The organism is Mucilaginibacter jinjuensis (genome assembly GCF_028596025.1).
In the GTDB taxonomy this organism is placed as follows: Bacteria; Bacteroidota; Bacteroidia; order Sphingobacteriales; family Sphingobacteriaceae; genus Mucilaginibacter; species Mucilaginibacter jinjuensis.
Window position 1 is genome coordinate 2,651,578 of sequence record NZ_CP117167.1, and the last position, 24,625, is coordinate 2,676,202.

The 24,625-nt window shown below is 42.5% G+C and carries 19 protein-coding genes; 7 read left to right on the forward strand and 12 right to left on the reverse strand.

Annotated elements, in window-relative coordinates; all coding sequences use genetic code 11:
• Nucleotides 1-18 precede the first annotated feature (18 nt).
• Complete coding sequence (locus PQO05_RS12030; RefSeq protein WP_273633161.1) at nt 19-888, forward strand: creatininase family protein; 870 nt, start codon at nt 19-21, stop codon at nt 886-888.
• Between the two features lie 266 nt (nt 889-1,154).
• Here the strand turns inward: PQO05_RS12030 and PQO05_RS12035 are convergent, their stop codons facing one another.
• Complete coding sequence (locus PQO05_RS12035) at nt 1,155-1,730, reverse strand: YceI family protein (protein ID WP_273633162.1); 576 nt, start codon at nt 1,728-1,730, stop codon at nt 1,155-1,157.
• 181 nt (nt 1,731-1,911) lie between these two features.
• On the opposite strand from PQO05_RS12035, the gene PQO05_RS12040 reads away from it, so the two are divergent.
• From PQO05_RS12040 to PQO05_RS12050, 3 genes are all read left to right on the forward strand, one after another.
• Nucleotides 1,912-2,334 (forward strand): hypothetical protein, encoded by a 423-nt coding sequence (locus tag PQO05_RS12040; protein ID WP_273633163.1) that lies wholly within the window; start codon nt 1,912-1,914, stop codon nt 2,332-2,334.
• A gap of 738 nt (nt 2,335-3,072) precedes the next feature.
• The gene (gene mutS / locus PQO05_RS12045) at nt 3,073-5,682 is read left to right on the forward strand and encodes a DNA mismatch repair protein MutS (RefSeq protein WP_273633164.1); all 2,610 of its coding nucleotides are present in this window, start codon (nt 3,073-3,075) and stop codon (nt 5,680-5,682) included.
• 215 nt (nt 5,683-5,897) lie between these two features.
• Complete coding sequence (locus tag PQO05_RS12050; protein ID WP_273633165.1) at nt 5,898-6,473, forward strand: C40 family peptidase; 576 nt, start codon at nt 5,898-5,900, stop codon at nt 6,471-6,473.
• A gap of 5 nt (nt 6,474-6,478) precedes the next feature.
• Here PQO05_RS12050 and PQO05_RS12055 read toward each other — a convergent pair whose 3' ends face one another.
• The 3 genes from PQO05_RS12055 to PQO05_RS12065 are packed head-to-tail and all read right to left on the reverse strand — an operon-like array spanning nt 6,479 to nt 11,149.
• Nucleotides 6,479-7,258 (reverse strand): TMEM175 family protein, encoded by a 780-nt coding sequence (locus tag PQO05_RS12055; protein WP_273633166.1) that lies wholly within the window; start codon nt 7,256-7,258, stop codon nt 6,479-6,481.
• Nucleotides 7,259-7,262: 4 nt separating this feature from the next.
• Nucleotides 7,263-9,173 carry a DUF3857 domain-containing transglutaminase family protein gene (locus PQO05_RS12060; protein ID WP_273633167.1) on the reverse strand — a complete coding sequence of 637 codons (1,911 nt, stop codon included), beginning with the start codon at nt 9,171-9,173 and terminating at the stop codon, nt 7,263-7,265.
• Nucleotides 9,170-11,149, reverse strand: a complete 1,980-nt coding sequence (locus PQO05_RS12065) for a transglutaminase domain-containing protein (protein WP_273633168.1) — start codon at nt 11,147-11,149, stop codon at nt 9,170-9,172. Before PQO05_RS12065 ends, PQO05_RS12060 begins: the two co-directional genes overlap by 4 nt.
• Nucleotides 11,150-11,273: 124 nt before the next feature.
• Here PQO05_RS12065 and PQO05_RS12070 point away from each other — a divergent pair, with 124 nt between their 5' ends.
• Nucleotides 11,274-12,305 carry a 3'-5' exonuclease gene (locus tag PQO05_RS12070; protein WP_273633169.1) on the forward strand — a complete coding sequence of 344 codons (1,032 nt, stop codon included), beginning with the start codon at nt 11,274-11,276 and terminating at the stop codon, nt 12,303-12,305.
• A gap of 170 nt (nt 12,306-12,475) precedes the next feature.
• Here PQO05_RS12070 and queG read toward each other — a convergent pair whose 3' ends face one another.
• Nucleotides 12,476-13,414 carry a tRNA epoxyqueuosine(34) reductase QueG gene (gene queG, locus PQO05_RS12075; RefSeq protein WP_273633528.1) on the reverse strand — a complete coding sequence of 313 codons (939 nt, stop codon included), beginning with the start codon at nt 13,412-13,414 and terminating at the stop codon, nt 12,476-12,478.
• Between the two features lie 149 nt (nt 13,415-13,563).
• On the opposite strand from queG, the gene PQO05_RS12080 reads away from it, so the two are divergent.
• Nucleotides 13,564-13,863 (forward strand): hypothetical protein, encoded by a 300-nt coding sequence (locus PQO05_RS12080; RefSeq protein ID WP_273633170.1) that lies wholly within the window; start codon nt 13,564-13,566, stop codon nt 13,861-13,863.
• Nucleotides 13,864-14,053: 190 nt separating this feature from the next.
• Here the strand turns inward: PQO05_RS12080 and PQO05_RS12085 are convergent, their stop codons facing one another.
• From PQO05_RS12085 to PQO05_RS12115, 7 genes are all read right to left on the reverse strand, one after another.
• Nucleotides 14,054-14,896 carry a polysaccharide deacetylase family protein gene (locus PQO05_RS12085; protein ID WP_273633171.1) on the reverse strand — a complete coding sequence of 281 codons (843 nt, stop codon included), beginning with the start codon at nt 14,894-14,896 and terminating at the stop codon, nt 14,054-14,056.
• A gap of 160 nt (nt 14,897-15,056) precedes the next feature.
• A complete protein-coding gene (locus tag PQO05_RS12090; protein ID WP_273633172.1) occupies nt 15,057-17,351 on the reverse strand; it encodes a GH92 family glycosyl hydrolase in 2,295 nt (764 codons plus the stop codon).
• 146 nt (nt 17,352-17,497) lie between these two features.
• On the reverse strand, nt 17,498-18,520 hold the full coding sequence (gene ruvB, locus PQO05_RS12095; RefSeq protein WP_273633173.1) for a Holliday junction branch migration DNA helicase RuvB: 1,023 nt from the start codon (nt 18,518-18,520) through the stop codon (nt 17,498-17,500).
• A 105-nt stretch (nt 18,521-18,625) separates the two neighbouring features.
• Nucleotides 18,626-19,357 (reverse strand): polyprenol monophosphomannose synthase, encoded by a 732-nt coding sequence (locus tag PQO05_RS12100; RefSeq protein ID WP_273633174.1) that lies wholly within the window; start codon nt 19,355-19,357, stop codon nt 18,626-18,628.
• Nucleotides 19,358-19,447: 90 nt separating this feature from the next.
• Complete coding sequence (locus tag PQO05_RS12105; RefSeq protein ID WP_273633175.1) at nt 19,448-21,166, reverse strand: peptide MFS transporter; 1,719 nt, start codon at nt 21,164-21,166, stop codon at nt 19,448-19,450.
• 112 nt (nt 21,167-21,278) lie between these two features.
• Nucleotides 21,279-22,184 (reverse strand): hypothetical protein, encoded by a 906-nt coding sequence (locus PQO05_RS12110; protein ID WP_273633176.1) that lies wholly within the window; start codon nt 22,182-22,184, stop codon nt 21,279-21,281.
• Nucleotides 22,185-22,191: 7 nt separating this feature from the next.
• Nucleotides 22,192-23,370, reverse strand: coding sequence for an acetyl-CoA C-acyltransferase (locus tag PQO05_RS12115; protein WP_273633177.1), 1,179 nt, complete (start codon nt 23,368-23,370; stop codon nt 22,192-22,194).
• Nucleotides 23,371-23,614: 244 nt separating this feature from the next.
• On the opposite strand from PQO05_RS12115, the gene PQO05_RS12120 reads away from it, so the two are divergent.
• Entirely contained in the window at nt 23,615-24,607 is a 993-nt protein-coding gene (locus PQO05_RS12120; protein WP_273633178.1) for an SDR family oxidoreductase, read from the forward strand.
• Nucleotides 24,608-24,625 lie beyond the last annotated feature (18 nt).

Below are 24,625 nucleotides of genomic sequence, written 5' to 3' on the forward strand. Positions count from 1 at the left end.
CATCAATTAACCAATTTTATGAAAAACCTTTTACTTGTATTAGCCCTGCTATTATGCGGCAGTGCTTTCGCGCAACAATTACCAACCCGCTGGGACGAGCTTAGCGCTGTAGAATGGCCCGCAGCCCTCGAAAAATCATCACAAACCTGTGTATTACCTATCGGGATACTGGAAAAACATGGGCCGCATTCGCCATTAGGTAATGATTTAATCCACGTACGCGAAATTGCTGCTCGCGTGGTGAAGAACGAATATGCCGTAGTTTTCCCCGACTATTTTTACGGACAAATTAACGAAGCACGCCAGCAATACGGCACATTCGCATTGCCTGCCAACCTGATTATGCAATTGCTGGAAGCCACCTGCGATGAAATTGCCCGCAACGGGTTCAAGAAGATCATCATTATTAACGGTCATGGCGGCAACCCTGAGTTCATTGAGTTTTTTATGCAGAACCTGCTGAACAAGCGCCATAATTACGCCGTGTACTTTTACACACCAGGAAACGATCCCGAATTTCAGAAAGAATATAAAAAGCTGAGCAAAACTGATCCATCAACTGATTTGCACGCCGGGGAACGCGAAACCTCAACCATGCTATACCTTCGCCCGGACCTGATCCATGTAGAAAAAGGTACCGAGCAATCTGGAGCTGACCAAAAACGCCTGCACTTAACCAACCTGTACACCCCAATCTGGTGGTATGCATCATTCCCTAACCACTATGCAGGCCAGGGCGATAAAGCAACCAAAGAGCTGGGTAAGCTAATAGTAGACCATGAAATCGCCGGTTTTACTGATGCCCTGAAACAGGTAAAGGCTGATACACAAACCCTTAAATTGCAGAATGAGTATTTTGATAGGGTGGATAGTTTAGGGCGAAAATAGAAGCAAGAATCGAGAATCAAGAAACAAGACAGGAAATATCAAATTTGTCATTTTATCTCCCCCCGTCATGTTCTCCACCCGTCATGCCGAACTTGTTTCGGCACCCCACGTGCTAAGCATACGATTGCTCAGTAAAAACTTTTAAAGTCGCATACTTGTCCTGTGGGGTGCTGAAACAAGTTCACTATGACGTGAAGTATAAAAACAAAAGGCCCGGCAAATTTGCCAGGCCTTTTGCATTTCGCTGCTTTATATCAGTCGAAAAATTATTTTGCTTTTGCAAACTCGCCATCAACTTTGATGGTAACGTCATCGCTTAACATTGGCGCAGGGAACTTGCTGCCGAAGTTAAAATCAGAACGTTTGATAACACCGGTAACCTGGAAGCCTGCATCGTCTGCCTTGCTCATTGGGTTAGTAATGGTGCCGCGGTACCAAACATCTAAAGTAACGGGTTTTGTAGTGCCGTGGATGGTTAAGTTACCTGTAACCTTAAATTTGCCTGCGCCTGCAGCTTTAACGCTGGTGCTGGTAAATGTTAATTCAGGGAAGTTAGCAACGTCGAAAAAATCGGCGCTTTGTAAATGTTGGTCGCGCATGTCAACGCCGGTCCATACAGAGGCAGTTTTGGCAACCAACTCAAATTTAGCATCGCTGAAATCAGCTTTTGAAGCAGTGATCTTAGCGTCGAAATCTTTAAATAAGCCGCTCACATCAGACACACCTAAGTGGGTGATGGTAAATTTTGCCTGCGAATGCATTTTGTCATTCGTCCAGGTGGTTTGTGCAAATAATGCAGTTTGCATTAATGCTAATGCGAAAAGTAAAACTAATTTTTTCATGACGGATCGATTTTGATTTTTGTGTTTGAATGTAACAAATATACTGTTTAAAGTAAATGTTATAACATCTATTTTCGAAAAATAGAATCAGGAATCAAGAGCCAGGAATCATGACAAAAAATGAAAACAACTGTTGCGCCCCGCAATTAATACACGTAATGTGTTTTATAAACCTTTGCAAATGAGAGCTAAAACAATTTTATACCTGTTAGTGCCAGTCGTAATTTCGGCATGCAGTAAATCAAACGAAGTACCGGGTTCTGCCTCAATTATTGGCAGCTGGAAATTTGAATCATCTTATTATGTAACGATAGCCGGCACTAAAATAACGCAGGCAGATGCCGCTAAGCCGGTGATATTAAATTTCAATAACACTTTATACAGCACAACGGTAGCAGGTAAACTTACCACAGGTGGTAATTATACACTTTTAGATAAGTACCAGTATGCCCCGGGCTACTATATTACTAATGTTTTGGAGCTTGATAGTATTATTGCCGGTAAGTATGCCATACACCGTGGTAACCCGGATACACTATCGATTAGCGATATTAACCCTGGCCCGGATAATGGGTTCGGGGCTACGTATTTGAGGGTGAAGTAGGCTTTAAGCAAATCAAGACTTCTCCTTGCTTCGAATTATTCACCCGTCATGCCGAATTTATTTCGGCACCCCACATGCTAAGTTCATAAGCTATTAATCGGTAGCAATCTTCGTTTTCAGAGCTTCGTTGTATGTTTGCAACTTGTCCAGTGGGGTGCCGAAATAAATTCGGCATGACGAAAGATGTAGAAACGTGAAAATGTAACTCATACCTAAAAGTTAACTAACTGCCAAAATTTTGTCGCTAAAAACGACTTTCGGGTCATTTTAGTGGAACAGGTCACGAATCCAAAAGTTATCTGATTTACCATTTAATTAATTGTCAAATAAATATAATTATACCATCCGGTATAATACTTACTTTTAAGTCTGTAACATGGAACAGGTGGAACATGTGGAACGTTTCACTCCAAAATGAGCTTGCGTTAAGGATAGGAGTGTAAAGCCCGGAGCGTAGCGAGGACTTGTAACGGATAGCCTGGCCTGCCGATAGGCGGGAACGCCCATGTTAATTAGTGAATGAGTGAGTTTTGAATGAGTGAGTAAGTGCCTTATTTAAGGTAATGCCTATCGATACAGGGATTGCTTCGTTCCTCGCAATGACGTAATTTGAGTAAATCCGAAATCGAAATTCCGACATCCGAAATCATATTTCTCTCCACACCCTTCAAATTTTTCCACACGTGCCGTAAATACCCGCATAAGGAGTTAACTTTACCCCTTAAATTTAAAATCCGTTTGGCAAAAACCGCTACTAAAGAAACGCCGCTAATGCAGCAATACAACGAGATTAAGGCCAAGTATCCTGGTGCTTTGCTCTTGTTCCGCGTTGGCGATTTTTACGAAACATTTGGCTCTGATGCCGTCAAAGCTGCAGGTATTCTGGGCATCACTTTAACCAGGCGCGCTAACGGTGCTGCCACGCATATCGAACTGGCAGGGTTTCCGCACCATTCGATAGAGACGTATCTGCCTAAATTGGTAAGAGCCGGTCAGCGGGTGGCTATCTGCGATCAGTTAGAAGATCCCAAGACAACCAAGACAATTGTAAAACGCGGTGTTACCGAACTGGTTACGCCCGGCGTGGCCACTAATGATAATATACTGCAACAAAAGCGTAATAACTACCTGGCCTCGTTATACTTCGAGAAAAACAGCATTGGTATTGCGTTGCTTGATATTTCTACCGGAGAATTTTTAACGGCACAAGGAAATACGGGCTATATAGATAAACTGCTGCAAAGCTTTGCGCCAAGTGAGGTGATTTATCCAAGAACCCGTACCCAGGATTTTAAGGAAACCTTCGGCGATCGCTTTTATACCTATACCCTCGACGACTGGCCTTACAGCGGCGACTACGCGCAGGAAACTTTACTGAAACATTTCGGTGTAAAATCGCTCAAAGGTTTCGGTATCGATAGATTGAATCTGGGGATAGTAGCGGCCGGTGTGGCGATACATTACCTAAACGAGACCGAGCATCGTAAGCTACAGCATATTTCTGCCATTTCGCGGATTGAAGAAGACCGTCACCTGTGGCTCGACCGTTTCAGTATCCGTAACCTCGAACTGATTGGCTCGCCTAATGAAAATGCGATAACACTGGCCGATGTGTTGGATCATACCTGTTCGCCGATGGGTGCACGTTTGCTGCGCCGTTGGATTGTGATGCCGCTAAAGGAAATTAAACCCATTACCGACAGGCTGAATGTAGTTGAGCACCTGATGGCTCATGAAGGACTGCGCGAAGAACTAAAACAAAATATACGCCAGATAGGCGACCTGGAAAGGCTGATTTCAAAGATCGGTTTGCAGAAGGCGAACCCGAGAGAAGTGAGTCAGCTGAAACGGGCATTATCTGCTATTGATGCCATTAAAGGTATGTGCAGCCAGGCCGAAAGCGAACCGCTGAAGGCCATAGGAGAGCAACTGAATCCTTGTACCATTATTTGCGAAAAGATAGGGAAGGAGCTTAACCCCGAACCGCCGGTAATGATTGCCAAGGGCGGTGTTATGGCCGAAGGGATTAATGACGAACTTGACCGCCTGCGTAAAATTGCGTTCGGTGGAAAGGGTTATTTGCTGGAGATTCAGAAACGTGAGGCAGAGGCGACAGGGATACCGTCGTTAAAGGTTTCGTTCAATAACGTATTTGGTTATTATTTGGAGGTTACCCATTCGCACAGGGATAAGGTACCTTCGGAGTGGATCCGTAAACAAACGCTGGTTAATGCCGAGCGCTATATTACCCCCGAACTAAAAGAATACGAAGAACAGATTTTAGGCGCCGAAGAAAAGATCCTGGCTTTAGAAACCAGGCTTTACAATGAGTTGCTTTATGCCCTTACCGAATATATTAAACCGATACAATTAAACGCGCAACTGATTGCCCGTTTGGATGTATTGCTGAACTTTGCCACCATATCTGAGAAAAACTACTACGTAAAACCTCAGATCAATGATAGCCGTGTAATTGATATTAAGGGCGGCCGTCACCCTGTTATTGAGCAAAACTTGCCGCCGGGCGAGGCATATATTACCAATGATGTTTTCCTGGACTCAGAGTCGCAGCAGATCATCATTATTACAGGTCCCAATATGGCGGGTAAATCGGCCTTGTTAAGACAAACCGGTTTAATTGTGCTGATGGCACAAATGGGTTGTTTTGTACCCGCTAAAGAGGCTTCGATAGGGGTGGTAGATAAGATCTTTACGCGTGTGGGTGCATCGGATAACCTTTCGTCGGGCGAATCAACCTTTATGGTGGAGATGAACGAGACGGCCAGTATCCTCAATAATATTTCGGACAGGAGCTTAATCCTGCTGGATGAGATTGGCCGTGGTACATCAACTTATGATGGTATTTCCATAGCCTGGGCTATAGCCGAATATCTGCACGGGCATCCAACCGCACATGCCAAAACCTTGTTTGCAACTCACTACCACGAGTTGAATGAACTGAGCAATTCGTTCCCGCGCATTAAAAACTTTAATGTTACGGTGAAAGAGGTTGGCCATCAGATCATCTTCCTGCGTAAACTGGTGCCGGGTGGTAGCGAGCATAGTTTTGGTATCCATGTGGCTAAACTGGCCGGTATGCCACCAAAGGTACTGGCTCGCGCTAACGATATCCTCAAAAAACTGGAACATGAACGTACCGGCGGCGAGCATATTAAGGAGAGCATTAAAAAAGTGCAGAAACAAGCACTACAGTTGCAAATGTTTTCGATAGATGATCCGGTACTGGTTAAAATCCGCGATACGCTTAACAACCTTGATGTAAATACCCTTACCCCGGTTGAAGCCATGATGAAACTGGATGAGATACAGCGGATGCTGAAGGCGTAATGCTGGACAAAGGACAGAAGGAGACAAAGAAGCAAAGACTGAGAGATAAGGGACGGGAAGACAAAGGAGTAAAGACGAAAAGGTAAAGGATCAAAGGACAGACTCATTTTTTTTTCCTTGCTCCTTTATCTTTACTGTCCTTTTTCTTTCCTCGATTGTTGATATGTTTATAACATTGCTTTTAACTTGTAATTAAAGCCTGCTAACTTACCCGCATGATTTCGAAACATACCTATCGAATTGCATTAATTTTATTATCTGCCATATTGCTGGTTACTTCCTGTAAATCAAAGAAACCTGTTTTAAAGGGCAGCCCCGGCGAGGTAGTTAAGCCACAAGATTTTATTGCTGATAAATATGCCGTGATTATGGATGTTAATAAAAGCGATATCCAGAATGGCCGTTTATATAATTTTATTGAGGAATGGACCGGTACACCATATCGCTTTGGTGGTTTGGATAAGAATGGTATCGACTGCTCTGGCCTGGCTTATTTGCTGGAGCAACAGGTATATGGCGTGAACATCCCCCGAATGACCAGCCAGCAGATCAACGTTATCAAACGTAAATACGAAGATGAGTTACAGGAGGGCGACCTGGTATTTTTCGATTTCGATGGAAAAAAATTTAGCCACGTTGGTATTTACCTGCAAAACGGTTATGTAGTACATGCAAGTACCCGTAGAGGGGTAATTATTGTGAAGCTGCGGGATCCATCGATGTACCGCTATTTTTCGCGTGCGGGTTCTATTATGCAGACTGTAACTGCCGATTCTTCGAACGGGAAATAAGCTATTTATTTTTCCTCTTCAGTCTTTACTTTTATCCGGGCTTGTTTTCTCCTGCTTCTTGCGGTTCTTATTTGTTTACCCTTATTCCAGGCCAGTTGTGCAAGGTTGATGGAGAACCTATGGTTAGGATAATAAACCCGCATAAGCAGCCCATTGACAGCACCTAATGCAGCTGCAACAAACATAATAGTTTTAGAGTTGAGGTGATAATAGTTGATAGCGTATACGGCCGCTGCCAGTATGGGTATCAATACAATATTAACGCGCTGTACTTTCCACTCCAAAGTATCTTCAATGGTGTTGTTATTAACACACAGCGTAACTTTATTTTTTACGATATACCACGTGAGTAAGGTTTGTGCAAAGAAAGTGGCCAGAATAATGCCTACGTATACGTTAATACCAATAGTGAAGAACAAAACATTAGAATCCAGTATCCCCGAGATCATAGATACTGTAAAAGGAAACAGGGAGACCGCGAACAGGAATAAGAGGTTCAATACCAGCAATGGTGCATTATAATCGCGCAGAAAACTGAAGATCTTGAGGTGCCTCATCCAAAACGCAGCAACAATAAGAAAGCTTAAGCCGTAAGCGATAAGTTTGGGGATTAATTCATAAAAAGCCTCCTGAAAATGCTCTACAGTGCCATTTTTAAGGTTTTCCGGCAGTTTAATATCAATTACCATGATGGTGATGATAATTGCAAAAACGGCATCACTAAACAGGATTACCCGCTCCAGCTGAAATTCTTTTTTAATCTCCTCTTCCTCGTGTACATTCATCAGGTTATTTGTTTTTAACTATTGTCATTCTATAATCGTCGGCATCGGCTGCTGCCTGGTAAAATTCAACCAGGTCATTATAATCTTCTTTGGCGTATGTACCGTCAATAATCTGCATTTTACGGGTATAAATCAGCTTATTATCTTTAACGGTTACGTTGGCAACGTAGCTGCCAAAGTTTTTATGCAGGTTTACATCCAGGAGCGTTCTGTCAACATGGTAACCTTCCGGCAAAGTATAAGTAATCACATCTTCATCGGTATAGCCCCTGTTAATATATACCGGGTTATGCCTGTTTCGCACTTCACGCGGCACATCTTCAATGCGGTTAACAGCATTGACCATAAACTGCAGCTGACCATCTGTAGCAGCCGCATATTCGGGAGCATTAAATTTTAATGTTTCTGTTAATACCGGCTTTATGCTTTTATCTGCTCTAAATTTCAAATCTTCTACAGTGAGATTGCTTATCGGGTATTGCTTTTGCATACGCTTAACCTGTTCTGTATAGGCATCAGAAAGTATATAGTCTTCATTATCGTATTGCGTGCCCTCATATACCGAGGTAATATTGCCTGCTAATTCGCCGGTAGGGGCTAAGGTTAAATTTGCTTTAATCTCTTCTTTGTTTTGCTGGGCAGTGTATTTGGGTGTGTGCAGTAATTTACCGCCTTCTGGCGTACAGGCCAGTACCCATCTGTCGTCTGTAAAATCACCCAAAAATCCAAAAGGTATGCTTTTGTTGGTACATTCAAGCCAAGTGGTATCGCTTTTAAAAGGCAGGCACAATATAATATGATCGGCTTGGTCCATGCTGGCAAAATCGCTTTTAAGACTTGCTTTCTCACTGCCTGATTTTACCACGCAATAATACGAGTCTATATTTACAGCTTTTAACAAGGCCTGGGTGTAATTAACCAAGCCTTTACAATCACCATAACTCAACTGATCAACCTCGCTGGCCGGAAAAGGCTGATAGCCGCCAATACCTATTTGTATGCTTACATAACGGGTTTTGCGCTGCATGTATTTATAGATAATACGGGCCTTCTCCATCGGGTCGGTAACATTGGCGGTAAGGTTTTTCATTTGCTGGATGGTTTCTGGCGGTAAGCCCCTGCGGTTAACCAGTAATTTATCGTAAATCCATTTGCCCAGGTCATTCCAATCGGTATAGCTACCATTAACACCTTCATAAACAAAATTTTTAACCGCTATCCGTACACTGGTTATATAGGTGTTTTTGTTGGGGCTATACGGTTCGCTGCGGCGTGCCGGCACGTTATTAATTTTCCAGTTGTAGGTCTGCATCCCTTTCTCATCTGTGCCTGTTTCAACTTTGCCGGGGTAGTCGGTTTCTTTATACCTGATAGTAGTACCCGGTTTGCATAGCAGATTGTAAGAGCTATGCTCTACAGCCACACCGTTTTTAGATGTTGGAAACCAGGGCGATATATTTAAGGTTTGATTGGTATGTATATCATACTCGTATTCTACCGTGTAAGGATAAGCAGTAGCTGGTGGGGTATAAACCTTTATTCTTTCATCTAAAAAGAGCGAAAAGCCGTCATAAGCATTGTTATCCTTAAAATCGCTTTCACTGAATTTAGATACAGGTTTGCCAAACTCATCATAAATAACACCCTTTACAGCCCTGATAGAGCGGTTTTTATTATGCCACAAATATATCTCTGCATCATCCTCCCCGTTTTTATTTAATACGGTTATAGCGTGCTTAAAGTGATAAGTTACATTGTCATTATCCTTAATGGTAACGATCGTTTCGTCGGTACGGACTACCGCACTTGCATAGGGAAGTAGATTTTTGGGGATAAGATCGGCCTGGTAACTTTGCGCACCAGCCAACTGACAAATACCCAGTAACAAAGCCGAGGTAAGTACTAATAATCTCATTGTTTTTTCTTGAAAATAATTTCCGAACCTTCTGCCTGAACAACTTTGTTGTAGAACTCTTTCAAAGACGGGTACTCGTCAACGCTGTATACCGGCTTGTAAAATGATAAAGCCTGCGAATAGGTACAGCTTTCTGTATCGTTTGATAGGTTGCTTATTAACCTGCCGCCATTATCCGGTAAGCTAAATCCCTGGTCTTTTGATGCACTTTCTACTGTAAAGTTGTCAGGCAAGTGCAGCGTCATACTAAAGCGTTCGTCAGATGGTACGCCCATGTCAACCGGGTAGGTGCGGTCTGCAAGTTTGAACGGGTTTACCTGTAAATGGCCAAAAATAAACGGATTAAAGCTTAGCCTGTCGTGCTGCATGCTTTTGTAACCATCTATTTCAATTTCGTACGTTTCTGCAATTGGATTATCAAGGCTATCCAGACCTTCAATTTCAGATTTCAGAATTTTAACTTTTGGGAAACGCTCATCCAGGTGTTCAGCATACTCATCGAAAGAGTTAAATTCTTTTATTTCTTCTCTTTTACGATAAGCCGCGTATCCGCTCGAAAATTCTTTAAACGTTCCTGTTATTTTTCCATTGGGCTGCAAAATGAGGTTCAAATTACTTACGCTGCTTTCCTTTTGCGGTTCTTTAATATCGATCCAGTAAGATGGTTTTTCGAAACTGATTACCCGTCCCTGATCATTAATACAACGCAGTGGCAGCATCCCAAAACCAAGCAGCGGGTCTGATGCATCGAGCAGATAGCTTTTTTCTCCAATATTTACCTTGGCAATCACATAATCAAAATCACTCTCTACCGGGAATAACCGGTTAACTATACCATGATCGCGGGTTGAAAGCAATACAGCTTCTGTATTAATATCTGATGCTTTTAAGGCAGCGATTAGGGTGAGGTTAATATCACCAATATTGCCGGTATGTTTGTCTAAAGCCGTCCTGATACCATCGTCACTGTACTTGCCATAAAAATTGTTCCATTTAAAGCTTTTTTGCACAAATTCGTACAGTGCTTTAGCTTTTGCCATTTCATCGGTTTTACCGGCTATCACATCTTTAACCCGGTCTTTCATTAACCCGCTTCGCTTAATCTGGCTGCCAAAGTATTCATTGCTTTTAAGCGAATAGTCAACATCTTTCCATTCCTTGGTAATCTTTACTTTTGCACCGGTATTAAAATCTTGTCGTTGCGACATCTCGAAGTAAATGGCAGAAATAAAGTTTTTAGATGCGGTCATATATTCTTCTCTTACAAAAGCCGGCACATCATCCATAATGAAAGCCAAATTACTACAATCGCATTTTGTGCCGAAATATGAGAAGCACTCTCTATCTATCTCTGAGGTGTTTTTTGTAAGCTTTAAAGCGCCTCTTAGGCTGATATTGTAATCAAACACACCGGGGATGCTGGCATGGTACTCCGAGTGCATTTTAGGAATATCATCTTGAAAATCCCAGGTATGAAAATTAAACAGGAATGGCGATTCTGTTTTGTATTTGTACTCAATAACGCAACCTCTACGCATATTGGGCATATCGAATTTTACAAGGTCGAAATATTTGTTCTGGTTAACATGAAAGATCTTTGACTGATCGAGCGAGGTTTGTCTTAAAATGCCATCATCATCCAGGTAAGAGGTTATTGCTTCAATATCACGTGCGGTTTCGAAAATGTTTGAATCTTCCTTATCAAGGCGGATTACGATATTTCCCTCCGAATTAAATGCCTTGCTGTCAAAGATTTTAATTTTAACATGATGCTCAAATTGTAGCCTGATGTGATCGCCGGTACTGACGTATGCTTTGCCATATTCATTAAGTACAACAGCATGGGCATTGGTATCCTTGTTGTATCTTTTCATTTGTATTTCCTGGTCGGTTATCTTTCCGAACTCGAAATCTTCAGCAAATGATTGATAATTAATAGTTAAGAGTAAAAAGAATAGGGGTAGAAAGTATTTCATTAAATTGTAATTAGGTGGGCATTAAATTAATATTTTATCGCCGAATGCTAAAAACATTTAAAAAATATATTGTGCAGGTATAATCAGACTTTTTCCGATTTTTGCGGTGTAGACTTTACACCGAATGAAATTAAATTTAAAGCGCCCACTGGCTTTCTTTGATCTGGAAGCAACAGGTACACATATAGGGGTAGACCGTATTGTAGAGATTTCTGTTATAAAGCTAATGCCCGATGGTAGCGAAGAAGTTAAAACATGGCGTGTAAACCCCGAAATGCCCATCCCTTATGAAACATCTATTATACATGGTATTTATGATGAACACATTAAGGATGAGCCTAACTTTAAAACCTTAGCCACCGATGTTGCCGAATTTATTGGCGATAGCGATTTGGCCGGTTTTAACTCTAACAAGTTCGATATCCCGATGCTGATGGAAGAGTTTCTGCGTGCAGGCATCCCGTTTGATATCGATAACCGCCATTTGGTTGATGTGCAAAACATTTTCCACCAGATGGAACAGCGTACCTTAAAAGCGGCTTACCGTTTTTATTGTGGCAAAGACATCATCAACGCGCACAGTGCCGAAGCTGATACCCGTGCCACGATGGAAGTATTGCTGGCCCAGTTGGAGCGTTATGAAAATAAGGAATTTGAAGACCGTGAAGGCAATAAATCAACCCCGGTGGTTGCTGATGTAGAGGCCCTGCACGTTTTTACCAACATGAATAAAAATGTTGACTTTGCAGGCCGTATGGTATTTAATGCTGATGGCCACGAGGTATTTAACTTTGGCAAACACAAAGGCAAAAGGGTAGAAGACGTGTTTGAGGTTGAGCCAAGCTATTACTCATGGATGATGCAGGGCGATTTTCCGTTGTACACCAAACGTAAAATAGAAACTATCTACAAGCGTTGGAACGAAGCCCGCAATGCAGCCCGCCCTAAACCGGTGCAGCAGCCAAAACAAGAGGCATCTTCACTTGAGAAACCGCTTACTGAGAAGCCTAGCAAACCGTATCAGCAACAAAATAAACCATACCAACAAAACAAACCTTATCAGCAAAATCAGGATTTTAAGAAGAAAGAAGAACCTGCAAAACCAGTTAATGAGGATATGCTGAAGCTTTTGGCTGATAAATTTAAGAAAGGATAATAATTTCGGATTTCGAATGTTCGATTTCGGATTTATAAAAACGAAGCTTTTCAAACTAAACCCGTCATTGCGAGGTACGAAGCAATCCCCGACTTGCAGAGCCACTCTGTAAAGTTCGCGATTGCTTCGTACCTCGCAATGACGTTATAAGGGCAGACTGCTACTGCCACTTAATCAAACTTCTTCAAAAAGTTAATATTCCTTTTCAGCCCATCAAACTTGGTACGTTTAACGGCCGAGTTTTTAAATACCTTTCTGAAAACATCTTCAGTGATTTCGTTCCAGTCGGCGGTGTTCATACCCAGTAATTCGGGGTGGGGGTCGAAGGATTGTTCCTGATGAAGCAGGGAGAACTTGTTCCAGGGGCAAACATCCTGGCAAATATCGCAGCCAAACATCCAGCCATCCATTTTGCCTTTAAATTCGGCCGGTATTTCGTTTTTAAGTTCGATGGTAAGGTAAGAGATACAACGGCTGCCGTTAACTATCTGTGGGGCTACAATGGCATCAGTAGGGCAGGCATCAATACAGCGGGTGCAGGTACCGCAATGGTCGGCAGTAGGTTCAATGTCGTATTCCAGTTCAATATCTACAATCAGTTCAGCCAAAAAGAAGAATGAACCTGTTTTTTTACTGATGAGGTTGGAGTTTTTGCCGATCCAACCCAGGCCGGCTTTCTTTGCCCATGCCTTATCCAGTACCGGAGCCGAATCTACAAACGCACGGCCGCCAACTTCGCCGATCTTTTCGTTAATGATAGCCAGCAACTGCTTCAGCTTATCTTTAATTACCGTATGGTAATCGGCTCCAAAAGCATATTTAGAAATTTTGGGAGCTGAGGGATCAAGTTGTTGATTATCTGAATAATAATTTAAGCCTAATGAGATAACAGATTTAGCTCCATCAACCAGCAATCGAGGGTCGAGGCGTTTGTCGAAATAGTTTTCCATGTAGGTCATTTCGCCATGCATGCCTTTTTGTAGCCAGTTTTCCAAACGTGGGGCTTCCTGTTCTAAAAACTCTGCCTTAGCTATACCACAAAACAAAAAGCCCAGGTTTTGAGCCTCGGTTTTAATGAGTTGGCTATATGCTGCGCGGTTATTGAACATTGCTGCAAAGATACGCATCTGGGCTAAAGTAAATAATTGATCTGCTTAATATTAAGTTAACTAACTAAACTGTTGGTTTAAAATAGCAAACACATCCGTAAGAGCGGTGTTGTATATAAAGTTATTATTCACCTATAAAAACAAATGTTATGATATTCGATAAAGCAAACACGGCAGATCCCAGGAATAAGGATGTAGCCAACTACGATAGTACCGACAATAGCGATGATACACTTGGCGATAACAAAGGCGATGCAGCTTTGGCTAAAGGTAATGAGCCCGGTACACAAGATAAATCTGACGATCCGCGTGTAAAAACCGTAACGCCCGACAATGATAATGGCGACCCGGGGCCATCAACAGAAAAACCGGTAACTAATTCATCAGCCGAGCAGCCGATCACCAACTCATCAAACAAAGGGCAGGGCCCGGCGGGAGAAAATCTTTAAAAAATAAAAGCCGTCCCAATGAAATCGGGACGGCTTTTATTTTTTAGTGAGTAGTTGATTGTGTTGATTAAGTGAGTAGTTCTGCTTTAGAACCATTTACTTAATCAATTTTTAGTTAAGTGGTTGATTTAGTGAATGGTTCTGCTATTAGAGCTACTCATCTAATCAACCACTCACTACTCACTAAACATTAAAAACTATGTTTAATACTATTGCTCAAAGTTTTAGTGCTCCAGTAACCGCTGTCGAGGATACGTCTAACAGTCATTAATGGGTCGTTAGCATCGCGTTTGTCAGCCAGTTGGAATGCGATTTTGAAGCCGCGTTTGTGCAATTCAGGCAAACCTTGTTCGTTCCACAAACCGAATGGGTAAGCGAAGTAGTCGATTTTTTTGCCTGTAATTTCTTCCAGTTTTTTGGTTGGTTTATCTAACTGGGTTTCCCAGTCTTTGCCTGCAAATTTCTTGAAGTTATGGTGGTCCCAGGTATGGCTGCCGATAATGTTACCTTCGTCAGACAGTTGTTTAACCTGCTCTTTGCTCATGTAATGCGGGCGGCCTAATGATACCGTCATGATGAAGAATACGCCTTTAAAGCCGTATTTCTTCATTTCCGGGCGGGCAATGGTAAACTGGTCTAAATCGGTATCGTCAAAAGTTAATACAATTGGTTTGCTTGGTAAAGCAGCACCGTTAGCCAGGTAAGCATAAAGCTGATCGGGCAGTATGGTATGGTACCCGCTATCGGCCAACATTTTCATGTGTTCTTTAAAAGCGGCAATAGGGATAATATAATCTTTAGCAGTTTTAGAATCGGTAGGTTTCCAGTCGCGGATCTGGTGGTAACATAAAACAGGCACTTGTTTGCGGCCCATAATAACAGATGCTGAAGCCACAGGACCAGATGCAACCAATTTACTTACCGAAGTTGTGCTTGAAGTTTTAGTGTTTGCGGTTTTTTCAACTGGTTTAGACTGGCATGATACTGCCGCCAGCAGGCAGAGGGGGAGGATAGTAGATAACAGCTTTGACATATTAGATATATATTTTAGTAGTGGCGAAAATAAGATAATAATTGTAGTGCAAGTAAAATTATTTAACGTATTGATGTTAGTATTTGGGGCGATTAATCTATGATTATAAAAAAGCGCCATGAATATCAAACTCATGGCGCTTTATATTTATGGGTAAATATTATTTATCGCCCTGTAACGACATAGAATATGGGAACGATGTTTCCTTAGTTCCACGGGTTTTATTAGGTTGGGCCGACATATCGAAATTAATAACAGCGCCCTGCATTAACCCGCTATGGCTTAACCAGTTTAAATCGTAAGGTTTGCCATTGTATTGCATCGCCTTAACGTATTTGTTGGTAGCACTGTTAGCAGGTGCATTAATAACAACTGTTTTACCATTTTCTAAATTAAGCGTAACCTTTTTGAACAATGGCGCACCAAGTACGTACTGATCCACCGCGGGGCAAACCGGGTAGAAGCCCAATGCCGAGAATACATACCAGGCCGAAGTTTGGCCATTATCCTCATCGCCGCAATAGCCATCTGGTGTTGCTTTGTATAAACGGTTCATGGCTTCGCGGGCCCAGTATTGGGTTTTCCATGGCTGGCCAGCATAATTGTACAAATAAATGGCATGCTGAATTGGCTGATTACCGTGTGCATACTGGCCCATGTTCATAATCTGCATTTCGCGGATCTCGTGGATCACTTCGCCATAATAACTGTCATCAAATATTGGTGGTAATGAAAACAAAGAATCCAGTTTGTTGGTGAATTTTTCTTTACCGCCCATTAGCTTAATTAAGCCGTTCATGTCGTGCAAAACGCCCCACGAGTAGTGCCAGCTGTTGCCCTCGGTAAAAGCATCGCCCCATTTAAAAGGGTTAAATGGCGTTTCCCAACTGCCATCCTTGTTTTTACCACGCATTAACCCGGTTTGCAGGTCGAACAGGTTTTTATAGTTCAGCGCACGGTTTTTATACAGGTCAGTTTCTTCTTTAGGGCGATGTAAGGCTTTACCCAACTGGTAAATCGCAAAATCATCATAAGCATACTCAATGGTGCGAGCAGCGTTTTCGTCAATCTTAACATCATAAGGTACATAGCCCAGTTCGTTATAATATTTAACACCATAGCGACCCACTGCCGAGATCGGGCCTTCGTTATTAGCACCGTGAATTAAAGCTTCGTACAACTTATTAATATCATAACCACGCAGTCCTTTGGCGTAAGCATCAGACACTACCGAAGCTGAGTTATTGCCCACCATAATATCGGCATAACCGGGGCTGCTCCACTCGGGCAACCAGCCGCCCTCTTTGTAATCGTTAATCAGGCCTTCCTGCATCTCTTTGTTGATAGATGGATACATGAGGTTTAAGAAAGGATACAACGCCCTGAAAGTATCCCAGAAACCGGTACCGGCAAACATATAACCCGGCAGTATCTTGCCATTGTAGGGGCTCCAGTGCACAATCTCGTTCTTGGCATTAATCTCGTAAAGCTTATTCGGGAAAAACAGCATGCGGTACAGGCACGAGTAAAATGTACGTGTTTGATCTACCGAACCACCTTCTACATTAATACGACTTAGGGTTTTATTCCAAACATCATGCGCTTTTTGTTTGGTTGCATCGAAGCTATCGTTAGCCAGCTCGCGTTTCAAATTCAGTTCGGCTTGTTCTGAGCTGATGAATGAGGAAGCCACACGTAAATGCACCTGCTCGCCTTTAACTGTTTTAAAGCCTATGATGGCACCCGCATGGTCGTTCTGTAACTCCAGAGTATCTGCACCGGCAAAGGTTTTGCCATGCCAGGTACGGTTATAGGTAAAGGGTTTATCTACATAAATCACAAAGTAGTTTTTAAAGTTGGTGTACTTACCGCGTGCATAACGGGTGGTGTAACCAATTATCTTTTGCTCTTTAGGCAGAATTTTAATGTATGAACCCCTGTTAAACGGATCAACCACAATAAATGAACTATCCGTTTTCGGGAAGGTGAAGCGGAACTGTGCTGCCCGTTCTGTAGGGGTTATTTCAGTAGTTACATCGGCATCGGCCAGGTAAACGCTGTAATAGTAGGGTTTGGAGATTTCTGCTTTGTGGCTAAACCAGCTGGCGCGATCGTCTTGCGTAAACTTGGCTTTACCGGTAACAGGCATAATGGCAAACTGGCCATAATCATTCATCCAGGGCGATGGCTGGTGCGTTTGTTTAAAGCCACGAATTTTATCGGCATCATAAGTGTACATCCAGCCGTTCCCCATTGTGCCGGTTTGTGGGCTCCATGTGTTCATACCCCAGGGTAGCGCAATGGCAGGGTAGGTGTTACCGTTAGATAGGTCGACTTTTGATTGGCTACCCATTAAAGGGTTTACCCAGTCGGCTGGGTCTGTAATTTTGTTTACTTGCTGGGCAAAGGTGTTAAGTGCTGCAAACAGCAACACGGGTAGAAATAGTTTTTTCATTAATCGGAGCTGATAGAATAGCAAATATAACACTACGACGTATCCGATAGCGTGTTTTAACGCAATTAATAAAACGTTTTAGCTATATCTGATAAAAAATTGATACGCTATATAAACGCGTCAATTTAAAATGTTAAAGCGTTTTGCTAAAACAAAGTACCTGTTCCGCCTGTCCTTAATATGCCTAAGTGTTTGTAGGCAAAATCAGTAACCTCGCGGCCGCGAGCAGTACGCATCAGGTAGCCTTCCTGTATTAAAAAGGGTTCGTAAACTTCTTCAATAGTGCCCTCATCCTCCCCAACGGCAGTAGCAATGGTTTTTAAACCAACAGGGCCGCCTTTAAACTTTTGGATAATGGTAACCAATATCTTATTGTCCATTTCATCTAAACCATGTTCATCTACATTAAGGGCATTCAAGGCATATTGGGCAATGTCGGTATCTATAGTACCATTACCCTTTATCTGGGCAAAATCGCGTGTGCGGCGCAGCAGGGCGTTGGCAATACGCGGCGTACCACGGCTGCGGCGGGCAATTTCATAAGCACCTTCATCGCTGATAGGTGTTTTTAATATATCTGATGAACGAAGTACAATGGTAGTGAGCAACTTGGCATCATAATACTCTAACCTCGAATTAATACCGAAACGTGCACGAAGTGGAGCTGTTAACAAGCCCGAACGGGTGGTAGCACCAACCAAAGTAAACGGATTTAAAGAGATCTGTACCGAACGGGCATTAGGGCCAGATTCGAGCATAATATCTATCTTAAAATCCTCCATGGCCGAGTACAGATACTCTTCAACCAATGGGCTAAGACGGTGAATTTCATCAATAAATAAAATATCGCCGGCTTCCAGGTTGGTTAATAATCCGGCCAAATCGCCGGGTTTATCCAGTACCGGGCCGGATGTGATCTTGATACCCACGCCCATCTCATTGGCAATAATATGCGACAGAGTAGTTTTACCCAAACCCGGGGGGCCATGCAGTAAAACATGGTCAAGCGCTTCACCACGCTGGCGGGCGGCCTGTACAAAGATCCGTAGGTTGGCTAATATTTTATGCTGACCGGTAAAGTCTTCAAATGCCTGCGGCCGTAACACTTTTTCAATGTCGCGCTCGGTAGGTGAAAGGCGTTCGCGGTCGGGATCAAGATGCTCATTCATTACCAACGAAATTAGCAAAAAAATCAATGAGTGAGGGACTGAGTTAGTGAATTAGTGAGTAAGAAAATTCAAAACTCACTAATTCACTCATTCAAAACTAAATTTTTATCCTTCCGGATACTTCCTGAAAATGCTATTGATCTTCATCTGTATAACACCGATAAAGGCTTCGCGGAAAATACCGGTCGACATTTTGGAGGTGCCTTCGGTACGGTCGGTAAAAATGATAGGTATTTCTACCAGTTTAAAGCCATGTTTAATAGCCGTATACTTCATTTCAATCTGGAAGGCATAGCCTACAAATTTAATCTTGTCGAGGTTAAGCACATCAAACACGCGGCTTTTGTAGCCAACAAAACCAGCAGTAGAATCCCGCACATCAATGCCTGTAATAAAGCGTACGTATACCGATGCAAAATAACTCATCAGCACACGGCTCATTGGCCAGTTAACCACATTTACGCCTTTAATATAGCGCGAACCCACGGCAACATCGGCACCATCGATACAAGCCTGGCGTAGCTTAATTAGGTCTTCGGGATTGTGCGAAAAATCGGCATCCATCTCAAAAATATAGTCGTAGCTATGTTTAATAGCCCATCTAAAACCATGGATGTATGCAGTACCTAAGCCTTGTTTGCCGGCACGTTCTTCGATAAATAATTTATGAGGATACTCGTATTGCAGGTTTTTCACAATATTGGCTGTACCATCGGGCGAACCATCATCAATGATGAGCAAATGAAAGTCATGAGTAAGCGAAAATACCTTACGGATCATCCGTTCGATATTTTCCTTTTCATTGTAGGTAGGGATAATAACTAAACTGTCGGGCACCGGTTAAATTGATATGCTTGACGAAATAAAAAAGCCGTGTACTATTACACGGCTTCAAATATCTTAAATAATTGCTATTTAATTTGTAAATTATCTGACACCGTGCATCATTTTTTTCAAAAAGCCCGAAATCAGGAATAAAACGATTGATGCAACTCCTGACAAGATTACGAAAACCATGAAAAACTCATAAAGATTATGGATTGTAAAGCCCGCAAAAGTAGGGTAGTGGATGTCTATCTTGTCTTTAGCCAATTCTGCAATTTGCTGCGCGGTAGCTGTAATTTTACCATCGAGTATACCTTGCAAATCAATGCCTTTTGATGAGGCTAACGTAAATTTATCACCAGTTGGAGGGATAATAGAACCTAAAGTACCCGCTAAGGCATAACCCGCAGCATTACCCAAGAACCAAACACCCATTAGTAATGACGAAAAACGTTTAGGGGCCAATTTAGATACCAGTGATAAACCGATTGGTGATAAACATAATTCGCCCAGGGTATGGAACAGGTACATTACAAATAACCATACTACAGCAATTTTACCGGTATTACCGATAGGTTTAATTTCTATAGCGATGATATAATAACCGATGGCTAATAATAAAAGGCCTATTGCTTGTTTAACCGGAGAAATTGGCTCTAATCCTCTCTTCTGCAGTTTTAACCACAACCAACTGAACGGCAATGCAAACACAATAATGAAGAATGAGTTGGCATTTTGTACTGCGCTTGGCGGCATTTGCCAGCCAAAAATGTGTGTGTCGGTCTGTTTATCGGCCACAAAGGTTAGTGATGAACCTGCCTGCTCAAATGCCGACCAGAAGAAGATTACGAAAAAGGCTACGATATACAATACAAAAATACGGTCGCGCTCTGTTTTGGTGATCGATTTATCGGTAAGGATTAATACCGCTAAGCTGATACCAGATGCGTAGATAAATGGATATACCCAGCTCTTAATAGGGTTAGGATCGATTGATACATAATGGATACCGAAGAAAAGTACTACCATTAATACCGCAACACCTAATATTGATCCCTTTGAAAAATTTGCTTTTTCTGCTTCACCTGTTGGGCTCAGGGTTGATGCATTATGTGACGGTTTGGCACCCACTGCAGAGCCATCGGGAGCGGTTACATATTTATTTTTAAGAAAAATAAATAACACGGTTCCTAAGGTCATGGCTAAACCTGCTGCCAGGAAACCCCATTTAAAAGCTTCTACAACACGTATTTCGCCATGTTTAACATCTCCCAAAAGCGGGCAGATAGCCATACCTAAAAGCGCACCTACGTTAATACCCATATAAAAGATGGTAAATGCTGAATCGAGGCGCGAATCGCCTTTTTTATACAACATCCCCACCATTGATGAAATGTTGGGTTTAAAAAAACCGTTACCGAATATTAAAACGGCCAGTGCTCCCCACATTACCAATTTGGCAAGGTCGAGGTTGCTTCCATAAAGCGAGCCGCTTAAAAACATCAGCAACTGGCCAAGGCCCATCACAAAGCCGCCTAAAATAATACAGTTACGGTTACCTAAAAATTGATCGGCTATGTAGCCGCCCAGCATTGGGGTTAAATAACAAAGGCCCAAAAAGCCACCGTAAATAATGGCAGCGTCTTTATCTGAGAAAGCAAGTGCATTTACCAGAAACAAGGTAAGCAAGGCCCGCATACCATAAAAGTTAAACCGCTCCCACATCTCGGTGGAGAACAATACGTAAAGCCCTTTAGGATGGCCTTTTGGCGATTGTTCTATGAAATTGGGGTCTAACGCTAATTCTGGTTCTGTACTCATAAAATACTATAAAAAAATTTTCTAAAAATAGGATAAATCTCGCAAATCAAAATTTAATTCTGTTAACACACCTGGTGCTTACTATTACTTCTGATAATGTAATGTACATCAATTAATTATGCCCTGCGCTGGCAGCGGCCCTGTCTTGCCGGGCTTGTTTTTTGGGGTCTATGTCGGTATCGTCGGGCGAGGAAACATTGCGCAAATCTATGTTTTCCTGCAATTGCCATTGTCCGTTTCGTAAGCGATAAGCATCATAACTCAGGTCGGGGCCGTAGGTATCAGGCTTACCCACAAACCTTTTATCAGGAGGCGAGAGGTGATCAGCAACAATGATATGCTGTTCGGGGATATACTTTAACATCATTGATGCCTGACGCGAATATTCGAAAACAATCCTGTCCTTTGGTCCTAATTTATCGGCAAATACCGGTATCCCTAAAACGGGTTTGCCGTTTTTAAAGGTTAAAGCCTCAATTACTTTCTTGGTCGATTTTACGGTATTGCCTTTCCATCCCAACAGTACATAATAAGGAGTAGCCGCGGCTACCGGGATAATCTGGTAGTATTGCGCACCATACCAATGTGTATTATCAGTTACGGTATCTTGCGGGTTAGCCATAAAAGGCGAATAATCGGCCAGCGGGTACATCTCTAGCGGCGCAGTGCCGGTATTCATCTGGATGGTGCCGTAAAAACGGTAGCTACCGTCGTCATTCATTACATGCCAGCTAAAAATGCGGAACCGGCTATCGGGCGAGGTAACAATGCTAATGGTTTTAACAGAATCGAACTTGAAGTTAAATGATCCCGGAAGCTTTAAAGTTGCCGTTAGGGTTTTAATAAAGGCGTAATTGGCGTTTTTACGTTCCAGATCTTCTTCATTATTTATCATTTTAAAGCCCAGATGCTTCAGGCTATCCTGATAGGTAGCATAAGCACTTTTTTGTGGCCGTACCTGTGCCAACAGTAAAACCGGACTAAATGTTAATAAACAGATTAACAGTCGTTTGATCATAAACCTATTAACGCAAATTTTCGATAACCATTGCGCTGGCACCGCCACCGCCGTTACAAATTCCTGCAGCGCCGTAGCGGGCGTTGTTTTGTTGGAGAACATGCAGCAAAGTTACAATAATCCGCGCACCCGAAGCACCCAGCGGATGCCCTAATGACACGGCGCCACCGTTTACATTCACTTTTGCCGGATCGAGTTTTAAAATCTGGTTGTTGGCGATAGAAACTACAGAGAATGCCTCGTTAATTTCGAAGTAATCAATCTCGTCAGCGCTTAAACCTGCTCGGTGTAACGCAAGCGGGATAGCTTTTGATGGAGCAGTGGTAAACCACTCGGGAGCCTGCTGTGCATCGGCATAAGATACAATGCGGGCAAGGGGTTTTACGCCGAGAGCTTCTGCACGTTCTTTACTCATTAATACCAAAGCAGCAGCACCATCATTCAGGCTCGATGCATTGGCCGCTGTTACGGTGCCCTGTTTATCAAAAACAGGTTTCAGCCCCGGTACTTTATCGTATTTAACTGTAGCAGGTTCTTCGTCGGTATCAAAAACAACTACGTTTCCTTTTTTGTCCTTAATTTCGATAGGAGTAATCTCTGCCGAAAACTTACCATCTGCCTGTGCTTTTTGCGAGCGCTGGTATGATTCAATCGCGTAAGCATCCTGGTCTTCGCGGCTGATATGGCATTCGGTAGCGCAAAGTTCGGCTGCCGAACCCATGTGGTAATCATTGTAAACATCCCATAAACCATCTTTCACCAGCCCATCGGTAATCTGGCCGTGGCCTAAGCGATAACCGGTACGGGCCTTATCCAGATAATAAGGTACGTTGCTCATGCTTTCCATTCCGCCTGCTACAATAATATCCTGTTCGCCCAGGGCAATACTTTGGGCGGCCAGCATAATGGCTTTCATGCCCGATGCACATACCTTATTAATAGTAGTGGCCGGAATATCTGGTAAACCTGCAAAACGCACGGCCTGGGTTGCCGGTGCCTGCCCCAAATTGGCCGACATCACGTTACCCATATAAACTTCCTGCACATGCTCTGGCTTGATACCTGCCTTTTCAACGGCTGTTTTAATAGCTAAAGCACCCAGTTGGGTTGCCGTAAAAGGAGTAAGGCTGCCCCCGAAGCTACCTATTGCGGTACGGGTTGCAGCAACTATATATACATCTTTCATGTTTATTGTATTATAAATTGGTGGCGCAATTTAGCCTTTTTGTTGCGATGGATAAAAGCAATAACCCCCTTTTATTAAACACATAAAACAGTATAATTAATATAGCGGAAGAAAAATTTTAATTTCGCCAATTAATGTTTTTATAGATAACATTAAATTATCAGAAATATGAGTAATATTGAGCTTGATGCGATTCCAAATAATTTAAGACTACGGCTCCTGTTTTCCTAATATTTATTAATGCATGAACCTGTATAATTCAAAGTATCACGAAGGCGATTTATCGTCGCATACTTTTTTAATAACCGGCGGCGCCGGTTTTATTGGCAGTAACCTGGTACAATATCTTATTAACCATGGCGCAGGCTTAGTACGGGTGCTCGATAACTTATCAAACGGCTATTACAGTAACATAGAAGAATTTATCGGCCTCAAAAATTTCGAATTTATTGAAGGTGATATCAGAGATCTGGATACCTGTAAAGCCACCCTGCAGGGTATTGAGTATGTGAGTCACCAGGCAGCGCTGGGTTCTGTACCACGCTCTATTGCCGATCCTATTACTACTAATGACGTAAATATATCCGGGTTTTTAAACATGCTTACTGCGGTTAAAGATACCCCATCTGTTAAAAGAATGATATACGCTGCTTCATCATCTACTTATGGGGACAGTACAATTTTACCAAAGGTTGAAGGCGAAGAAGGCGACCCGCTATCGCCTTATGCGGTAACCAAAGCGGTTAATGAAATGTATGCCGATGTGTTTAGTAAAGTATATGGATGCCATACCATCGGTTTAAGATATTTTAATGTTTTTGGCCCCAAGCAAAACCCGGATAATCCTTATGCTGCCGTTATCCCGATTTTTTGCAAGGCTTTTATAGAAGGTACGCAACCGCTTATTAATGGCGACGGCAAAACCAGCCGCGATTTTACCTTTGTGGCTAATGCGGTACAAGCCAATATTAAATCGATGCTGTACACAGGGCTTGCTCAACATGAGATATTTAACGTGGCATGCGGAAGCCAGATTGATTTAAATGGTGTTATTACGCTTTTACAGGAAACTACAGGCAAAGATTTGCAGCCTACATACCGGCAGGAACGTATGGGCGATGTTAAACACTCGCTCGCCAGTATCGAGAAAATAAAAGATACGATTGGATACGAATGCGAATATTCTTTTAAACAAGGGCTTGAGATTGTTTACGACTGGTATTTAAACAATAACTAAGATAAGATTGCGTAATGT

Bases quoted from the DNA above. Each gene is read 5' to 3' on its own strand.
- PQO05_RS12030 (WP_273633161.1), top strand. From the start codon at position 19: ATGAAAAACCTTTTACTTGTATTAGCCCTGCTATTATGCGGCAGTGCT.
- PQO05_RS12035 (WP_273633162.1), bottom strand. From the start codon at position 1,730: ATGAAAAAATTAGTTTTACTTTTCGCATTAGCATTAATGCAAACTGCA.
- PQO05_RS12040 (WP_273633163.1), top strand. From the start codon at position 1,912: ATGAGAGCTAAAACAATTTTATACCTGTTAGTGCCAGTCGTAATTTCG.
- PQO05_RS12050 (WP_273633165.1), top strand. From the start codon at position 5,898: ATGATTTCGAAACATACCTATCGAATTGCATTAATTTTATTATCTGCC.
- PQO05_RS12055 (WP_273633166.1), bottom strand. From the start codon at position 7,258: ATGAATGTACACGAGGAAGAGGAGATTAAAAAAGAATTTCAGCTGGAG.
- PQO05_RS12060 (WP_273633167.1), bottom strand. From the start codon at position 9,173: ATGAGATTATTAGTACTTACCTCGGCTTTGTTACTGGGTATTTGTCAG.
- PQO05_RS12065 (WP_273633168.1), bottom strand. From the start codon at position 11,149: ATGAAATACTTTCTACCCCTATTCTTTTTACTCTTAACTATTAATTAT.
- PQO05_RS12070 (WP_273633169.1), top strand. From the start codon at position 11,274: ATGAAATTAAATTTAAAGCGCCCACTGGCTTTCTTTGATCTGGAAGCA.
- queG (WP_273633528.1), bottom strand. From the start codon at position 13,414: ATGTTCAATAACCGCGCAGCATATAGCCAACTCATTAAAACCGAGGCT.
- PQO05_RS12080 (WP_273633170.1), top strand. From the start codon at position 13,564: ATGATATTCGATAAAGCAAACACGGCAGATCCCAGGAATAAGGATGTA.
- PQO05_RS12085 (WP_273633171.1), bottom strand. From the start codon at position 14,896: ATGTCAAAGCTGTTATCTACTATCCTCCCCCTCTGCCTGCTGGCGGCA.
- PQO05_RS12090 (WP_273633172.1), bottom strand. From the start codon at position 17,351: ATGAAAAAACTATTTCTACCCGTGTTGCTGTTTGCAGCACTTAACACC.
- ruvB (WP_273633173.1), bottom strand. From the start codon at position 18,520: ATGAATGAGCATCTTGATCCCGACCGCGAACGCCTTTCACCTACCGAG.
- PQO05_RS12105 (WP_273633175.1), bottom strand. From the start codon at position 21,166: ATGAGTACAGAACCAGAATTAGCGTTAGACCCCAATTTCATAGAACAA.
- PQO05_RS12110 (WP_273633176.1), bottom strand. From the start codon at position 22,184: ATGATCAAACGACTGTTAATCTGTTTATTAACATTTAGTCCGGTTTTA.
- PQO05_RS12115 (WP_273633177.1), bottom strand. From the start codon at position 23,370: ATGAAAGATGTATATATAGTTGCTGCAACCCGTACCGCAATAGGTAGC.
- PQO05_RS12120 (WP_273633178.1), top strand. From the start codon at position 23,615: ATGAACCTGTATAATTCAAAGTATCACGAAGGCGATTTATCGTCGCAT.